A 14917-nucleotide genomic window follows, 5' to 3' on the forward strand; every position below is an offset into this window, starting at 1 on the left:
TATATGATGTAAAGTGCGGTTTGTTTTTAACTATTTTTCCAGCAACTATTCATAGAAAATAAGATAAAGAGTAAAACAAAGTAAAACATTTGTGTGGTGTGTAAAGAGAAAAATGCTTCACTCATCCCGTAACACATTACGGCAAGGATATGAACCACACCCAATGCGCCAAGTGTTTTTGCTTCTACATGGGGATTTCGTGCCGATTTAATAAAGCCATATAATGGTACAAAGAAAATAGCCAACAAAGATAACAACCCGAATAGGCCATTTTTAGCTAAATTATCTAAATAAAGATTATGTGCGTGAGCATAGACACTGGCTGAGTGAGCCATCTCGCCTTCTTCAGCATATTTTTTAAAATAATCTTTAAACGCCACCTCGCCAACACCGGCAAGCGGTCTTTCCTGAGTCATCATCAATGCCCCTTTCCACATTTCAAAACGCGCACCAATTGAGGTGTTTGGGTTTCCATCTAAATAAAGCACAATATCATTCTTAGCCTGATCAATACGCTTGCTCACTTGCGTTTGCGGAACCATAAATAATACGGCTGAACTAATAAAAATTAATGCGCACAAACCAACCAAAAATTTCTTAGAGATTTGCCGGCGAAAAATAAAAAAGATGACCAAAAGAATAGGTGGCAAACTAATCCATCCTCCACGTGCCGTCGATAAAACACTTGCGCCAAGCCCTGCTAACGTGCCAAGTACACAAAGTGCGGTCAATAATTTTTCTTTTTTTGTCAATGCATAAAAGAATAGAACAAAAGACAACCAACCCAATGATAACGCCATATCACCAGCTTGAATATGAATCATGCTGCCAAAAGGTAAAGGTAAACCAAGATAAAGACGATCATAGGCTGCAATCGCAAAAGCAATAATTGCACTACAAGGAATCGCCAAAAACAGTGTTTTTAATGTGATCTTAAATTCGCGCAATAAAAAGAATGTTGGAAGAAAAAATAATAATTGAGTAACTGCATCAATATGACGCATACGATCATCGTGGAAGCCAAAGGTAATTAATCGAGCAAATACATAAAATAAAATGGCATAACAAAACCATTTATCATTTGAAGTTAACAGTTGATTTCCTTTGTTTTTCAGCAAATAAACCGCATATCCTAATCCTAACAACGCCAAAACAATAAACGCAGCATTATGCACAGGCTTGAAAATAAAAATAGTCAAAATATATACTAATGCCAGCGTATTCACCCACATTGGTAATTTACCAACTCGAAATAATTGCATGGTCAGATTCCTTTAATTTTTACGAATAAAAAACCGCACTTCAGCCTCCTGAAGTGCGGTTAATTTTAACAGAATTTTAGAAATTATAATACATCAACGCAGTTTAAGTCTTGGAAAGATTGTTCTAAGCGTTTAGACATAGACTCTTCCATTTTACGTAACCAAACGCGTGGATCGTAGTATTTTTTGTTTGGTGCATCAGGGCCTTCCGGGTTACCTAATTGACCTTGAAGGTAAGCTTCATTTGCTTTGTAGAATTGAAGAATACCGTCCCAAGCTGCCCATTGTGTATCAGTATCAATGTTCATTTTGATTGCGCCGTAGCTGATTGCTTCGCGGATTTCTTCTTGTGAAGAACCTGAACCACCGTGGAATACGAAGTTAATTGGTTTCGCTGGAAGATTACGTTCTTTTGCTACGAATTCTTGTGAAGCACCTAGAATTGATGGTTTTAATTTTACGTTACCCGGTTTGTAAACACCGTGTACGTTACCGAACGCTGCTGCCACGGTGAAACGTTGGCTTACCGGGCTTAATTGATCGTAAACGTATAATACATCTTCAGGTTGAGTGTAAAGTTTAGACTCATCAACACCTGAGTTATCCACGCCATCTTCTTCACCACCGGTAATACCGATTTCGATTTCAAGGGTCATACCCATTTTGTCCATACGAGCAAGGTATTCGCGGCAGATTGCCATGTTTTCTTCCATTGGTTCTTCTGAAAGATCTAACATGTGAGATGAGAATAATGGTTTACCCGTTTCTGCGAAGTGTTTTTCACTTGCGTCTAATAAACCGTCAATCCAAGGTAATAATTTTTTTGCTGCGTGGTCGGTGTGAAGAATTACCGGTACACCGTATTCTTCTGCTAACGTGTGAACATGTTTTGCACCTGCGATAGCACCTAATACATCTGCGCGCGCACCTGATGCCGGTTTGATACCTTTACCTGCAACGAATGAAGCACCACCATTTGAGAACTGAACGATAACCGGTGCTTTAACACGTGCTGCAGTTTCTAATACGGTATTTACAGAGTCTGAACCCACACAGTTCACTGCAGGGATTGCGAAACCGTGTTCTTTTGCATATGCAAATACTTTTGAAACATCTTCACCGGTTAATACACCCGGTTTTACGATATCTAATAATTTAGCCATTTTTGCTTTTCCTTTATTGAATGAAATTTAAATAGGAAATGTGACGATGAGTTTCCTCAGCGTCACATTTAAATTAACCGTTAGCGCGTTTTTCTAAGATTTCAACCGCTGGTAACACTTTGCCTTCTACGAATTCTAAGAACGCACCGCCACCTGTTGAGATGTAAGAAATTTTATCTGCGATACCGAATAAATCGATTGCGGCTAATGTATCACCACCACCAGCGATAGAGAATGCACCATTTGCAGTCGCTTCAGCAATTGCATTTGAGATCACTTCAGTGCCTTTACGGAAGTTAGGGAATTCAAATACGCCAACCGGACCGTTCCAAAGGATGGTTTTCGCTGATTTAATGATTTTCGCTAATTCTTCTGCTGACTTATCACCAATATCAAAGATTGATTCGTCTGCTGCGACATCAGAAACGGCTTTTTCAGTTGCAGGTGCAGTTTCAGAGAATTCAGTACCAACACGCACATCTACCGGTACAGGGATATTTGTTGCTTTCGCTAAACGTTGCGCTTCAGGAATTAAATCTGCTTCGTATAAAGATTTACCTACGTTATGACCTTCCGCTGCGATGAAAGTATTCGCAATACCACCACCCACGATTAATTGGTCTGCAATTTTTGATAAGCTGTCTAATACCGTTAATTTAGTTGAAACTTTTGAACCACCCACAATCGCAAGCATTGGACGTTGTGGCTCTTTTAATGCTTTACCTAACGCGTCTAATTCAGCCGCTAATAATGGGCCTGCGCAAGCAACCGGTGCGAATTGCGCAACACCGTGTGTTGAAGCTTGTGCACGGTGTGCTGTACCGAATGCATCCATAACGAAGATGTCGCAAAGTGCGGCGTATTTTTTAGATAATTCTTCGTCATTTTTCTTCTCACCTTTGTTTACGCGAACGTTTTCTAATACAACGATTTCGCCATCAGCCACTTCAACGCCGTTTAAGTAATCTTGTACCAAACGAGCTTTAAAGCCTGCATTGTTCAAGTAATCAACAACAGGTTGTAAAGAATCTTCCGGTTTGAATTCGCCTTCTGTTGGACGACCTAAGTGCGAAGTGACCATCACTTTCGCGCCTTTCTCTAACGCTAATTTTAACGTTGGGATCGTAGCACGAATACGTGCATCAGATGTTACTTTGCCATCTTTTACCGGCACGTTTAAATCCGCACGAATGAAAAGACGTTTACCTGCAAGATCAAGGTCGGTCATTTTGATTACTGACATAATTTATCCTCTTTTGGTTAAAATAATAAAATCTGAAACCTCGACATTATACCGAGTTATTATTAGCTTGTAACTGTTCTAGATCAAATTTCTTAAGATTTTGCCTATCTACTCGGGCAATTCGTCACCTTCCAATGTAAATCATAACAAATAAATAACTCACTACGACTGGCTCTCAAATTTACATTACGCAGTTGAGGGTTATTCATTTTCATCCAACGAAACAACATTTTCACAGGCAAAGCTTCTGTCGGTAAGCGTAAAGTGCGATACAATTCTCGTTGTTTTTGAAAATAGCCATTGGCGGTTTTAAAAGCACAAGCACCATGCTTTTCCCATTCTCCTTGCAATAAATGAGGACTTGGACTTTCTGCTAAATATTGCTCAATTACTGCATAATCCAATTGTGGCAAATCACCTCGACAAAAACGTGGATGTTCAGAAACACTACGGGCACTCGCATTTTGTGGCCATAAACCATGAATTATCCAACCATATTTCCGCTGCATACCGCATTGCATCTTAGCTGAATCAGGCAAACTATTGCCGTATTTTTGCATTTGGCTCTCACAAAAAGCAGGCGACCAAGAAAGTGCCAACATGTAATAATCCACCTTTGCATAAGCGTTTTGTCCAATGGCATCATTACGCATGATGGTGTCATAATGAGGTAAAGGATGACTTTCTTTTACCGCTCGATTAACCGGTTGAATAACTGGTTGTTGAGTCGCTTTTTGTTGAATCACTTCCTGTTGATTTTCTTTAACATTAGGCTGTTTATCTGTATTCCATTCGCTTATTGCCAAAGAAATATAGATCACGAGGCCCCCGACTAATGCAGAAAAAAGTGCTGAAAAAAACCGTTTCAAATACCGTTCCATTATTGTTATCCTTTAATTTTCCCACTAATTTCTTTATAATCGCCCACTTCATCTCATTACCCTTAAGGATTGCTATGGCGTTATTAATTACTCAAAAATGCACCAATTGCGATATGTGTCTACCCGAGTGCCCAAATGAAGCGATTTCTGTGGGCGATGATATTTATGTCATTGATCCTACACTTTGTACAGAATGTGTCGGTCATTATGATAGCCCCACCTGCCAAAAAGTTTGTCCTATTAGCAAATGTATTATTGATGATCCCAACCACCGCGAAACCCAAGAAGAACTTTGGGAACGCTTTGTTTTAATTCATCATGCTGACAAACTTTAAGCATGATGAAATTAATTGTGCCACCAACTTGCTAGTGCTATCACAATCATAAAAATCACTAACCAAATTAGCTGGATTTTTGCATTTTGCTTATTCAACGCCTGATTATGCAAACGCCGCTGTTCTAATTTTTGCTTATACATTTCCAAATCTGCGACATGAAAAGAAAAACCACAGTGCGGACAGTTTTCCGCGCTATCGCTAATTTTATGCCGACATTCCGGGCAACGTTGCAACGCCATTAACGTGCCACCCATTTAGCAAATAATACGCCTGCGGCTACCGCCACATTTAAACCTGATTTGAGCGGATTTGCTAAGCTCAAATTGACAACATGATCATTTTTGTCTGCAAAATCAGCATGAGCCAGCACAAACACAACTTTATCCTGCAATTTAACACTTGAAATGCTTGGCACATTTTTCTCATTACTCAAATGAACAATTTGATATCCTGCTTTGCGCAACTGAGATAATGCCACATCTGTAGCTTCTACTTGCAAAGGATGAACATATTCCATCCCCCCTTCCGCCACACGAAAGGCATTCGGACTATTCAATAATTCAGGTTCACTCGAGACCACATGTTTAATCCCATAGAACGCACAAGTGCGGATAATGCCGCCGATGTTTTGCGGATTATTCGCCACACCATCAAGCAACAGCAAACAATCTGCTTGACGCGGAATATCTAAATAGCCAGTTAAGGTAAAAGGACGTTGTTTTTTCACTAACAAACAAATTCCACCATGATGTTCTGAACCGCTCACCAATTCCAACTCAGTGCGATCGACCACATGATAAACCTTTTTATTTGCCGCCAAATAACTCAGCATTTCCCCTACACGATGTGACATCTCTACCGTCACCCAGACCCGAACAATACTTTCAGGGCGTTCAGCAAAGAGCGTCAAACAAGCATTTTCGCCAAATACTTTCATTTCTTCTGCTCGATTTTTCTTAATCTTTTCAGGTGCGCGTGGCGATAATGCTCCTGTTTTCTTCGCCTTAGGTTTATCGCTTGTACCCATCGATTTCACCACCACTTTCACTCCTCCTAGCTGGGTTTCCGTTATTTGTGGCTCGATATTTTTTGAGCGTGTTAAAGGGGAATTATCGCGCCCGAGCGATGGACGTTTTCCCTTAAAGTGCGGTGAATTTTCATTCTGTTTTTTCGCTTTACGATCATTAAACTGACGCGCGTAACCTTCGCCAAGCGTACGTTCTTTAAAACGATTTTCTTGTAAAGATGTTTGAAACTTAGGTTGCTTAAATTGGGTCATAGCATTGTCTCTAATCAAAAATTTTAGGCATTATAGCAAAAATATTGTAAACTATCGCATTAATTGGCATCACGCCAACAGTTAAAAATTGTGTAAGAAGAAAAAATAATATGTTTATCAATCGACACAAACGTGCTCAGCAACATCTTGCGAAATTACCTTATTTATCGCTTAATTCAACGGATGTAGAATTTCTCGCGAGTGCATCACAATTCAAACAAACCATCATTGAGTTAATTCGTCGTGCAAAAACACGTATTTACGTCACCGCACTTTACTGGCAACTTGATGAAGCCGGTCAAGAGATTCTCAATGAAATTTATCAAGCCAAAACTGCTAATCCTAACTTAGAGATCAAAATTCTCGTAGATTGGCATCGTGCGCAACGTAATTTATTAGGTGCTGCAAAAGGGCAAACAAATGCAGATTGGTACGGTGAACAACGTCAATTACACGGTAATGACAGCATGTTCTTTGGTATTCCCGTAAATACCCGCGAGGTCTTTGGCGTATTACATATTAAAGGCTTTGTATTTGATGACACCGTTCTTTACAGTGGTGCAAGCATTAATAACGTCTATTTACAACAAAACGAAAAATATCGCTACGACCGCTATCAAAAAATCCACCATGCGGCGTTAGCAGATAGTTTTGTCAACTTTATTAATAACCATTTACTTGATTCAACAGCTGTTTATCCATTAGATGAAGCTCGTCCGAAAACGAAAGAGATAAAATCAGCCATCAAAACTTTCCGCCGTAACTTGAAAAAGGCCCAATATCAGCTTGAAAGTGCGGTGAGTTTTGGTGAAGAATTGATGATTACGCCATTATTCGGTTTGGGTGCGCGTGATAATTTATTGAATAGAACCATTCAGGATTTATTTGTTCTCGTTGAAGATAAACTTACTATTTGCACGCCATATTTTAACTTCCCTCGGACATTACAGGTTAAAATTCGTGATTTGCTTAATGACGGCAAGCAAGTAGAAATCATTGTAGGCGATAAAACCGCAAACGACTTTTATATTCCACCAACAGAACAGTTCCGTATGGCAGGCGCATTACCTTATTTGTATGAAAAAAATCTACGATTATTCTGCAAAAAATTTGAAGCGGATATCGCTCAAGGCAACCTACAAATTCGCCTGTGGAAACATGGTGAAAACTCTTATCACCTGAAAGGGGTTTGGGTAGATAACCGTTATATTTTGCTCACAGGCAATAATCTTAACCCTCGAGCTTGGCGTTTAGATGCAGAAAACGGTTTACTTATTCATGACCCACATCAAGTGTTACAAGAAAAAGTGCGGGCAGAACTAGAGCAAATTCGCAACCATACCAGCTTACTGGGTCATTATTCTGAATTAGAGGAAATGGATGACTACCCTGCACCGGTACAGCGCCTATTAAAACGCTTCTCTCGGGTTAAAGCTGATCAAATTGTGAAAATGATTTTATAGCGTAAGAAAACGGCATAGTGACAAAATGGTTGCTAATTTCCTGAAAACTATGCTTATATAACAAAGTGGTTGCTAATGAATATTTTTAATTATTCTTAGCAACCATTTTGTCTACTATCCCATATTTTTTGCCCCAAAATTCTTCCTAACTAAAGACGTGGTGTTCATATAAAATATGAATGCCAATGCCGATTAGCACAATTCCTCCCAATAATTCCGCATGTTGGCGTATTTTCCCACCGAGCCAATATCCAGCTTTGACACCACTCAAGCATAAAACCACCGTAGTGATACCAATCATAGCCATCACTACACCAATATTTACTTGCAAAAAGGCAAAGGAAATGCCCATGGCAAGGGCGTCTATGCTGGTGGCTATACCTAGCGTTATTAAGTGTTTGAAGCTGAAATCTGTTGGATCATTATCTTCGTCATCTTCACTTAGGGATTCGCGTATCATGTTGATGCCAATTAAGCAAAGTAGGATAAAGGCGATCCAATGATCCCATTCGGTGATGTATTGGCTAAAATTCAATCCCACATAATAGCCAATTACAGGCATTAAGGCTTGGAAAATGCCGAAACAAAGCGCGATACGTAAGGCAAATTTCCAAGAAAATTCAATTAAGCATAAGCCTTTGGTTACGGCGACTGCGAAAGCATCCATAGATAATCCAAAGGCAATGACCCACAAGGTATAATAAGACATAAAACTATCTCAAATATAAAAAAACAGCCAAAAGAGACCTCTTGGCTGTTGTTGATCATCGGTGTATTACACAATAATCATGTGCGCGATAGCGTAACCCACTAAACAAGCCACAGACACGCCAATTAAACCCGGCACCATAAAGCTGTGGTTGAAATAGTATTTACCGATTTTGGTTGTACCTGTTACGTCAAAGTTTACAGTTGCGATATCTGACGGATAGTTAGGAATAAAGAAGTAAGCATAAGTCGCCGGAATTAAACCGATTAACACCGGTGCCGGTAACCCTAATTGAATACCTACCGGTAACATCATTACTGCTGTGGCCGCTTGGCTGTTGATCACGACAGAAACCGCAAATAACGCAAAAGCAAAGGTCCAAGGATAATGTTCTACCATGCTGGTTACTGCCGCTTTAAATTCCGGCATAGCATATGAGAAGTATGTATCACTCATCCACGCAATACCGAAAATGGCAATACAAGCCACCATACCTGATTTAAACACCACGCCGTTTGGCACAGTTTGTGGATTGGTTTTTGTGGCTAATAAGATAATACCGCCAAAACACAACATCATCATTTGGATAATGTAAGACATTGAGATAGGTTTAACGGCTTTACCGTCAACAGGCACACCCACAGTACGAATTTCCGGTAGCATGGCAATCACAACGACAGTCACTAAAGAAAGGACGAATAACCAAACAGATAATTTTGCTGATTGTGGTAATTCGGCATCTAATGATGTCGCGGTGGTATTTAAGATACGCTCACGCCATACAGGGTCTTGTAAACGGCGTTGATATTCCGGATCATCTTCCAATTCTTTCCCACGGCGTAAGCTATACATTGCCATAGCTAATGTGCCTAAGAAAGTTGCCGGTACCGTCACAGAAATAATATTTAATAAGGTAATGTGTTCATAGCCGGGGATTTTTGTGATTTGCGTTAAATAGTACGCAATTGCCGCTGATAATGGGCTTGAAGTAATGGCTAATTGTGAAGCCACTGAAGAGACCGCCATTGGGCGTTCAGGACGGATTTTATTTTTCAGTGCAATATCACCGATAATTGGCATCACAGAATACACTGAGTGACCCGTACCTAACATAAAGGTCATAACATAGGTAACGATTGGACCAAGGATGGTTACGCGTTTTGGGTTGCTACGTAAAATACGTTCTGCAATTTGTAACATATATTTTAAACCACCTGCTGCTTCAAGCACAGACGCACAGGTTACTACGGCTAAGATCACAAGCATGACGTCAATAGGGGCCTTACCTAAAGGCATGCGTAATACAAAGACTTCGATCGCAAGACCGATACCGGAAATCACCCCTAACCCGATACCCCCAAAGCGGCTACCGGTGTAGAGCATTAATAATAGAAATAAAAATTCTAAATAAAGCATAAGCTATCACCATAAAGAGTTAATAAAAAAAAACCGTGGCGATCATACTGGAACTAAGAAATAGCACAATCTTTTTTATTAAAATTTCTAAAAAAATTTAAGAAAAGTTTATTTTGGATCAAAATAATTGGGGATGAGAGATTGGGTAAGTCTTATTTGTTAAGAAGTGCGGTGAAAACTTAAGTGATTTAGGGTCTGTTTATCTTTCAATAAAAAGCTCCGCCGCAGCCTTTTATTGAAAGATAAACAGACCCTAATGATGACAGACAAAAAATTAGGCGGTTTAAAAACCGCCTAACTAAGAATTATTGATTGTTTTGTACGTAATCAATCGCTGATTGAACTGTAGTAATTTTTTCAGCTTCTTCATCCGGAATTTCGATATCGAATTCTTCTTCTAAAGCCATTACTAATTCAACTGTGTCTAAAGAGTCTGCACCTAAATCTTCGATAAATGAAGCTTCAGATTTTACTTCTTCTTCTTTAACACCTAATTGTTCAACAATGATTTTTTTTACGCGTTCTTCAATGCTCATTTTTGTTTCCTTGTAGTTCTCGCACAATGCGATTGGGGTAATAGTGTATGTATTTTTTCCGAAGTTGCAAGCCATTTTTTTTACTGGTCTAACCAGAATTAGATGCAATCCGTAGGAATTCTAACAAATCCTTTAATTTTTAACCACGATTTAAATCTGATTTTTGTGGAAATTTGCCAGTAACGCTTCTATCTGTTCTTGTAACTCTGGTATAGAATCAATCGCCGTTTCATAAACGACTTCAAAATCTAACTCAAAATAACCATGGGCAATAATATTGCGCATCCCCCGGATATAACGCCATGGAATCTGTTTATGTAATTCAGGAAAATCCGGATACTTATGATGAATTACTGTTGCAATTTCGCCTAACGCAATTAAACTCATTGCAACGGCATTTTCGGTCCGTTTATCATCAAGAAAATCTTCCAAAGAAACACCTTCTACAAATACCTGAATATCCAAACAAAGTTGGTGTAATTTTTCAAGATAATCAACTAAACGAAAATCAGCACTCATAATGGTTTCGCCTCTCTTAGTACTTGCTCACGAAACTTCTCAGGTAAACTACGAGGGGTGAGTACATCGACTTTTATACCCAATAAATCTTCAAGCTCTACTTGTAAACCACACAAATCAAACAGGGTGGTTTTAGGGGTTGGATCCACCAAAATATCAAGATCACTCCCTTCTCGATCAATTCCTTTGGCAACCGAGCCAAAAATCCGCAAGTTTCCAAGAGCAAATTGATGGCTAATTGCCAAAATTTCCGCTTGTTTAGCTTTAACTAATTGAGAGGGAAGCATAGTATTTCTCCTTATTCTAAGGGAATGATCTTATATCAAACGAAAATTAGCTCATATACAACCCACCGTTTACATGCAATGTTTCACCATTGATGTAACGTGCGTCATCTGATGCTAAAAATGCCACTGCTTTTGCGATATCTTTCGGTAAACCTAATTCACCTGCCGGGATTTGGCTCAAAATGGCATTTTTTTGATCTTCGTTAAGTTCATCTGTCATATCTGTGGCAATAAAGCCCGGTGCAACCACATTAACCGTGATACCACGTGAAGCTACTTCTTTAGCCAGTGATTTAGAAAAGCCGATTAAACCTGCTTTTGCAGCACAATAGTTTGTTTGACCCGGATTGCCCATTGAACCCACCACAGAACCGATAGTAATAATACGACCGCCTTTTTTCATCATTGGGCGAAGTACCGCTTTAGATAAACGATAAACGGATGTTAAGTTTGTTTGGATAATATCAAACCAATCACTGTCTTTCATACGCATTAATAAACCATCACGTGTGATACCCGCATTGTTTACTAAAATATCCACATCGCCAAATTCTGCTTTAATTTGTTTTAATAATGTATCAATTGATTCTTCATCAGTCACATTTAATACAAAACCTTTACCCTTTTCGCCCAAATAAGCAGAAATCGCTTCTGCCCCTTTTTCTGATGTCGCTGTACCGATTACTGTCGCGCCTTTAGAAACTAATTCTTCCGCGATGGCTTTGCCAATACCACGAGTTGCGCCTGTCACTAATGCGATTTTACCTTGCATGTTATATTCCTATTTCTGTTTTCTGCGTAAAGTGCATTGAGCACCTGACAATGATTAAGCCAATAAGTCTTTTACTGCTTCCAATGATTTCACATCATTGACTGCTGCAGCAGAAAGCTCTTTAACAATACGGCTAGTTAAACCGGTTAAGACTTTACCCGGGCCGATTTCTACCAATATTTCAACACCGCTAGTTGCCATTTTTTCTACCGTTTCCGTCCAACGAACCGGGCTATAAAGCTGACGAACAAGGGCGTGACGAATCGCTTCTGCCTCATTTTCTGTTTTCACATCCACATTGTTGATTACGGCGGTTTCCGGTGTTTTCACCGCAATACTTTCTAATGAAACGGCCAATTGATCCGCTGCCGGTTTCATTAACGCACAATGTGACGGAACACTTACAGCTAATGGTAAAGCGCGTTTAGCACCAGCTTCTTTACAAGCGGCTGCCGCACGTTCTACCGCTGCTTTTGCACCAGCAATGACCACTTGACCCGGTGAGTTAAAGTTAACCGCTGAAACGACTTCGCCTTGTGCGGCCTCGTTACATGCTTTAATGATGCTTTCATTATCTAAACCGATAATCGCATACATTGCACCTGTGCCTTCCGGCACCGCTTGTTGCATTAACTTACCACGTAACTCCACTAACTTAATCGCGTCTTGGAAATCCATTGCGCCTGCACAAACTAAAGCAGAATATTCGCCCAAACTATGACCGGCCATCACTTCAGGTTTTAAATTTGGGTATTGCTGTTGCCATACACGATAAATGGCGACAGAGGCGGCTAAAAGTGCGGGCTGAGTTTGCCATGTTTTATTAAGTTCTTCCGCCGGGCCTTGTTGTGTTAATGCCCATAAATCATAACCTAACACATCTGATGCTTGTTTAAAGGTTTCAATGACAACAGGGAATTGTTCCGCTAATTCTGCTAACATTCCTACGGTTTGTGAACCTTGACCCGGGAAAACCATTGCAAATTTTTTCATTTTTCGTCCTTTTTTAATGATGAAAAGGGCGCGTTAAACGCACCTTTTAAAACTTTCTAAACATTGACCGCGCTTATTATACTAGAATCGCACAAGAGCTGAACCCCAAGTCCAACCACCACCAAATGCCTCTAATAATAAAAGCTGACCACGTTTAATACGACCATCACGTACTGCTTCATCCAATGCCACAGGCACTGTTGCCGCACTGTTATTGCCATATTTTTCTACCGTTAAAACCACTTGCGACATATCCATATCTAATTTTTTTGCGGTTGCTGCAATAATACGAATATTGGCTTGATGTGGTACTAGCCAATCTAAATCTGTTTTTTGCAAATTATTTTTCTCAAGGGTTTCTTCGACCACACTTGAAAGCTGGCCTACTGCCAATTTAAAGGTGGCATTGCCTTGCATCGAAATATAACCGGATTGTGCATTACCCCGTTCAGATTGCGGTAATGAAAGCATATTTTCTGTATCAGCAGAAGCATGTAAATGTGTTGAAATAATGCCAGCTTCATCGCTTGCTTCCAGAATTACTGCACCAGCACCATCACCAAATAACACGACTGTTCCACGATCTGTTTCGTCAAGATGGCGAGAATTTAAATCTGAACCGATGACCAAGGCTTTTTTAACTTGTCCCGTGCGAACAAATTGATCTGCAACGGAAAGTGCGTATACAAAACCTGTGCAAGCAGCTGCCACATCAAAGGAAATCGCATTTTTAATACCTAAAATCCCTTGAATTTGGCATGCAGCACTTGGATAAGCATGAGAATTTGTCGTTGTCCCTACAACAATTAAATCAATCTCTTGCGCATCAATACCTGCCATCTCTAAAGCATGGCGCGCCGCTTGTGCGCCCATTGTTGCCACAGTTTCATCGGCAGCAGCAATACGGCGTTCTTTCATACCTGAACGGGTATAAATCCATTCATCTGAAGTGTCTACCATTTTCTCTAAATCCGCGTTGGTACGAACTTGAGAAGGCAAATAACTTCCTGTTGATAAAATTTTGCTATTCATACTTAATATTTCTCTAATCCGTCTAAAATTTTCTGCGGTATGTTCTGACGAGCTTGAAATGCCGCATCTTTAATTGCATTGGCAAAAGCATCCACATTTGCACTACCGTGGCTTTTCACCACAACGGCGGTTAATCCAATTAAAGATGCCCCATTATATTGATCAGGGTTAATATCTTTTAAACGCTGATAACTGTCTTTAAACAAGACTTTCATTAAACGACCAAACAAAGGTTTGAGTAAATAATTACGCGATTTCCCTTTTAGCAATCCAATCACATTTTTCGCTGCCCCTTCAAGGGTTTTTAATGCCACATTGCCGGCAAACCCTTCGCTGACGATGACATCTGCTTTGCCGTTAAGCAACAAATCGCCTTCAATAAAACCGATATAATTAAGTGCGGTGTCTTTTGAGAGCATTTCTGCGGCTTCGCGAATAGATTTATGTCCTTTGATTTCTTCCACGCCAATATTCAATAAGGCAACCCGTGGAAACACCAAGTTTAGCCGATTTTCTGCGAAAATTGCACCCATTAACGCAAATTGATAGAGATTTTCTGCACTACATTCCAGATTAGCTCCTAAATCCAACATCACGGAATGACGTCCATCCATCGTGGGTAATAGAGAAATAAGAGCAGGACGTTGAATACCTTTTAGCGGCTGAAGAATGACTTTTGCCAACCCCATTAACGCCCCTGTATTTCCGGCACTCACACAACCCTGTGCATCACCATTTTGAACCGCTTCAATCGCTAAACGCATCGATGTCCCTTTGCTATGACGCAATGCTTCTGCAAGATGTTGATTGTTACCAATCACTCGTGAACAATGGTGAATTTCTAAACGATCACGTAAATTTGGCGGAAAGTTTTTTAGGGAACGTTCTAATTCAGATTGGATTTTTTGGCTATCGCCAAATAATAACAAAGACAACGCTGGATCAGCTTCCAACGCTTTTAGGGATGCTGGGATAGTAATACGGGGACCAATGTCCCCGCCCATCACATCTAACGCAAGGGTTA

At 40.0% G+C, this 14917-nt stretch carries 17 protein-coding genes; 2 read left to right on the plus strand and 15 right to left on the minus strand.

All coding sequences use genetic code 11. The features are described from left to right. Positions 1–26 precede the first annotated feature (26 nt). From Q0O89_RS02075 to Q0O89_RS02090, 4 genes are all read right to left on the minus strand, one after another. A complete protein-coding gene (locus tag Q0O89_RS02075; RefSeq protein ID WP_293730126.1) occupies positions 27–1262 on the minus strand; it encodes an O-antigen ligase in 1236 nt (411 codons plus the stop codon). Between the two features lie 83 nt (positions 1263–1345). Further along, the gene (fbaA, locus tag Q0O89_RS02080; protein ID WP_293730127.1) at positions 1346–2425 is read right to left on the minus strand and encodes a class II fructose-bisphosphate aldolase; all 1080 of its coding nucleotides are present in this window, start codon (positions 2423–2425) and stop codon (positions 1346–1348) included. 73 nt (positions 2426–2498) lie between these two features. Next, a complete protein-coding gene (gene pgk, locus Q0O89_RS02085) occupies positions 2499–3668 on the minus strand; it encodes a phosphoglycerate kinase (RefSeq protein ID WP_293730128.1) in 1170 nt (389 codons plus the stop codon). A gap of 104 nt (positions 3669–3772) precedes the next feature. Beyond that, positions 3773–4549, minus strand: a complete 777-nt coding sequence (locus Q0O89_RS02090) for a ribonuclease HI (protein ID WP_293730129.1) — start codon at positions 4547–4549, stop codon at positions 3773–3775. 74 nt (positions 4550–4623) lie between these two features. On the opposite strand from Q0O89_RS02090, the gene Q0O89_RS02095 reads away from it, so the two are divergent. Further along, on the plus strand, positions 4624–4884 hold the full coding sequence (locus Q0O89_RS02095; protein ID WP_293730130.1) for a YfhL family 4Fe-4S dicluster ferredoxin: 261 nt from the start codon (positions 4624–4626) through the stop codon (positions 4882–4884). An 11-nt stretch (positions 4885–4895) separates the two neighbouring features. On the opposite strand, the gene Q0O89_RS02100 is transcribed toward Q0O89_RS02095, so the two are convergent. Together Q0O89_RS02100 and Q0O89_RS02105 are read right to left on the minus strand one after the other, a co-directional pair. After that, positions 4896–5126, minus strand: coding sequence for a zinc ribbon domain-containing protein (locus Q0O89_RS02100; protein ID WP_293730144.1), 231 nt, complete (start codon positions 5124–5126; stop codon positions 4896–4898). Beyond that, positions 5126–6166, minus strand: coding sequence for a TrmH family RNA methyltransferase (locus Q0O89_RS02105; RefSeq protein WP_293730131.1), 1041 nt, complete (start codon positions 6164–6166; stop codon positions 5126–5128). The genes Q0O89_RS02100 and Q0O89_RS02105 overlap by 1 nt, the downstream gene beginning before the upstream one ends. A 110-nt stretch (positions 6167–6276) precedes the next feature. Between Q0O89_RS02105 and pssA the strand changes: the two genes are divergently transcribed. After that, positions 6277–7629: a CDP-diacylglycerol--serine O-phosphatidyltransferase gene (pssA, locus tag Q0O89_RS02110; RefSeq protein WP_293730132.1), complete on the plus strand. Its 1353-nt coding sequence runs from the start codon at positions 6277–6279 to the stop codon at positions 7627–7629. 145 nt (positions 7630–7774) lie between these two features. Here the strand turns inward: pssA and Q0O89_RS02115 are convergent, their stop codons facing one another. The 9 genes from Q0O89_RS02115 to plsX form a co-directional block, all read right to left on the minus strand. Then, the gene (locus Q0O89_RS02115) at positions 7775–8338 is read right to left on the minus strand and encodes a manganese efflux pump MntP family protein (protein WP_293730133.1); all 564 of its coding nucleotides are present in this window, start codon (positions 8336–8338) and stop codon (positions 7775–7777) included. A gap of 66 nt (positions 8339–8404) precedes the next feature. After that, on the minus strand, positions 8405–9754 hold the full coding sequence (locus Q0O89_RS02120) for an anaerobic C4-dicarboxylate transporter (RefSeq protein WP_293730134.1): 1350 nt from the start codon (positions 9752–9754) through the stop codon (positions 8405–8407). 305 nt (positions 9755–10059) lie between these two features. Further along, positions 10060–10290, minus strand: a complete 231-nt coding sequence (gene acpP, locus Q0O89_RS02125) for an acyl carrier protein (protein ID WP_115637124.1) — start codon at positions 10288–10290, stop codon at positions 10060–10062. Between the two features lie 150 nt (positions 10291–10440). Beyond that, a complete protein-coding gene (locus Q0O89_RS02130; protein WP_293730135.1) occupies positions 10441–10809 on the minus strand; it encodes a HepT-like ribonuclease domain-containing protein in 369 nt (122 codons plus the stop codon). After that, entirely contained in the window at positions 10806–11096 is a 291-nt protein-coding gene (locus Q0O89_RS02135) for a nucleotidyltransferase family protein (RefSeq protein WP_293730136.1), read from the minus strand. Before Q0O89_RS02135 ends, Q0O89_RS02130 begins: the two co-directional genes overlap by 4 nt. A 46-nt stretch (positions 11097–11142) precedes the next feature. Beyond that, positions 11143–11868, minus strand: a complete 726-nt coding sequence (gene fabG, locus Q0O89_RS02140; protein ID WP_293730137.1) for a 3-oxoacyl-ACP reductase FabG — start codon at positions 11866–11868, stop codon at positions 11143–11145. A gap of 54 nt (positions 11869–11922) precedes the next feature. Next, positions 11923–12861 carry an ACP S-malonyltransferase gene (fabD, locus tag Q0O89_RS02145; RefSeq protein ID WP_293730138.1) on the minus strand — a complete coding sequence of 313 codons (939 nt, stop codon included), beginning with the start codon at positions 12859–12861 and terminating at the stop codon, positions 11923–11925. Positions 12862–12942: 81 nt separating this feature from the next. After that, positions 12943–13893 (minus strand): beta-ketoacyl-ACP synthase III, encoded by a 951-nt coding sequence (locus Q0O89_RS02150; RefSeq protein WP_293730139.1) that lies wholly within the window; start codon positions 13891–13893, stop codon positions 12943–12945. 2 nt (positions 13894–13895) lie between these two features. Next, positions 13896–14917: phosphate acyltransferase PlsX (gene plsX / locus Q0O89_RS02155; RefSeq protein WP_293730140.1), on the minus strand; the 1022-nt coding region annotated here is incomplete at its 5' end.

It is taken from the genome of uncultured Actinobacillus sp. (genome assembly GCF_945915845.1).
GTDB lineage: Bacteria > Pseudomonadota > Gammaproteobacteria > Enterobacterales > Pasteurellaceae > Exercitatus.

Bases quoted from the DNA above. Each gene is read 5' to 3' on its own strand.
- Q0O89_RS02075 (WP_293730126.1), bottom strand. From the start codon at position 1,262: ATGCAATTATTTCGAGTTGGTAAATTACCAATGTGGGTGAATACGCTG.
- fbaA (WP_293730127.1), bottom strand. From the start codon at position 2,425: ATGGCTAAATTATTAGATATCGTAAAACCGGGTGTATTAACCGGTGAA.
- pgk (WP_293730128.1), bottom strand. From the start codon at position 3,668: ATGTCAGTAATCAAAATGACCGACCTTGATCTTGCAGGTAAACGTCTT.
- Q0O89_RS02090 (WP_293730129.1), bottom strand. From the start codon at position 4,549: ATGGAACGGTATTTGAAACGGTTTTTTTCAGCACTTTTTTCTGCATTA.
- Q0O89_RS02095 (WP_293730130.1), top strand. From the start codon at position 4,624: ATGGCGTTATTAATTACTCAAAAATGCACCAATTGCGATATGTGTCTA.
- Q0O89_RS02100 (WP_293730144.1), bottom strand. From the start codon at position 5,126: ATGGCGTTGCAACGTTGCCCGGAATGTCGGCATAAAATTAGCGATAGC.
- Q0O89_RS02105 (WP_293730131.1), bottom strand. From the start codon at position 6,166: ATGACCCAATTTAAGCAACCTAAGTTTCAAACATCTTTACAAGAAAAT.
- pssA (WP_293730132.1), top strand. From the start codon at position 6,277: ATGTTTATCAATCGACACAAACGTGCTCAGCAACATCTTGCGAAATTA.
- Q0O89_RS02115 (WP_293730133.1), bottom strand. From the start codon at position 8,338: ATGTCTTATTATACCTTGTGGGTCATTGCCTTTGGATTATCTATGGAT.
- Q0O89_RS02120 (WP_293730134.1), bottom strand. From the start codon at position 9,754: ATGCTTTATTTAGAATTTTTATTTCTATTATTAATGCTCTACACCGGT.
- acpP (WP_115637124.1), bottom strand. From the start codon at position 10,290: ATGAGCATTGAAGAACGCGTAAAAAAAATCATTGTTGAACAATTAGGT.
- Q0O89_RS02130 (WP_293730135.1), bottom strand. From the start codon at position 10,809: ATGAGTGCTGATTTTCGTTTAGTTGATTATCTTGAAAAATTACACCAA.
- Q0O89_RS02135 (WP_293730136.1), bottom strand. From the start codon at position 11,096: ATGCTTCCCTCTCAATTAGTTAAAGCTAAACAAGCGGAAATTTTGGCA.
- fabG (WP_293730137.1), bottom strand. From the start codon at position 11,868: ATGCAAGGTAAAATCGCATTAGTGACAGGCGCAACTCGTGGTATTGGC.
- fabD (WP_293730138.1), bottom strand. From the start codon at position 12,861: ATGAAAAAATTTGCAATGGTTTTCCCGGGTCAAGGTTCACAAACCGTA.
- Q0O89_RS02150 (WP_293730139.1), bottom strand. From the start codon at position 13,893: ATGAATAGCAAAATTTTATCAACAGGAAGTTATTTGCCTTCTCAAGTT.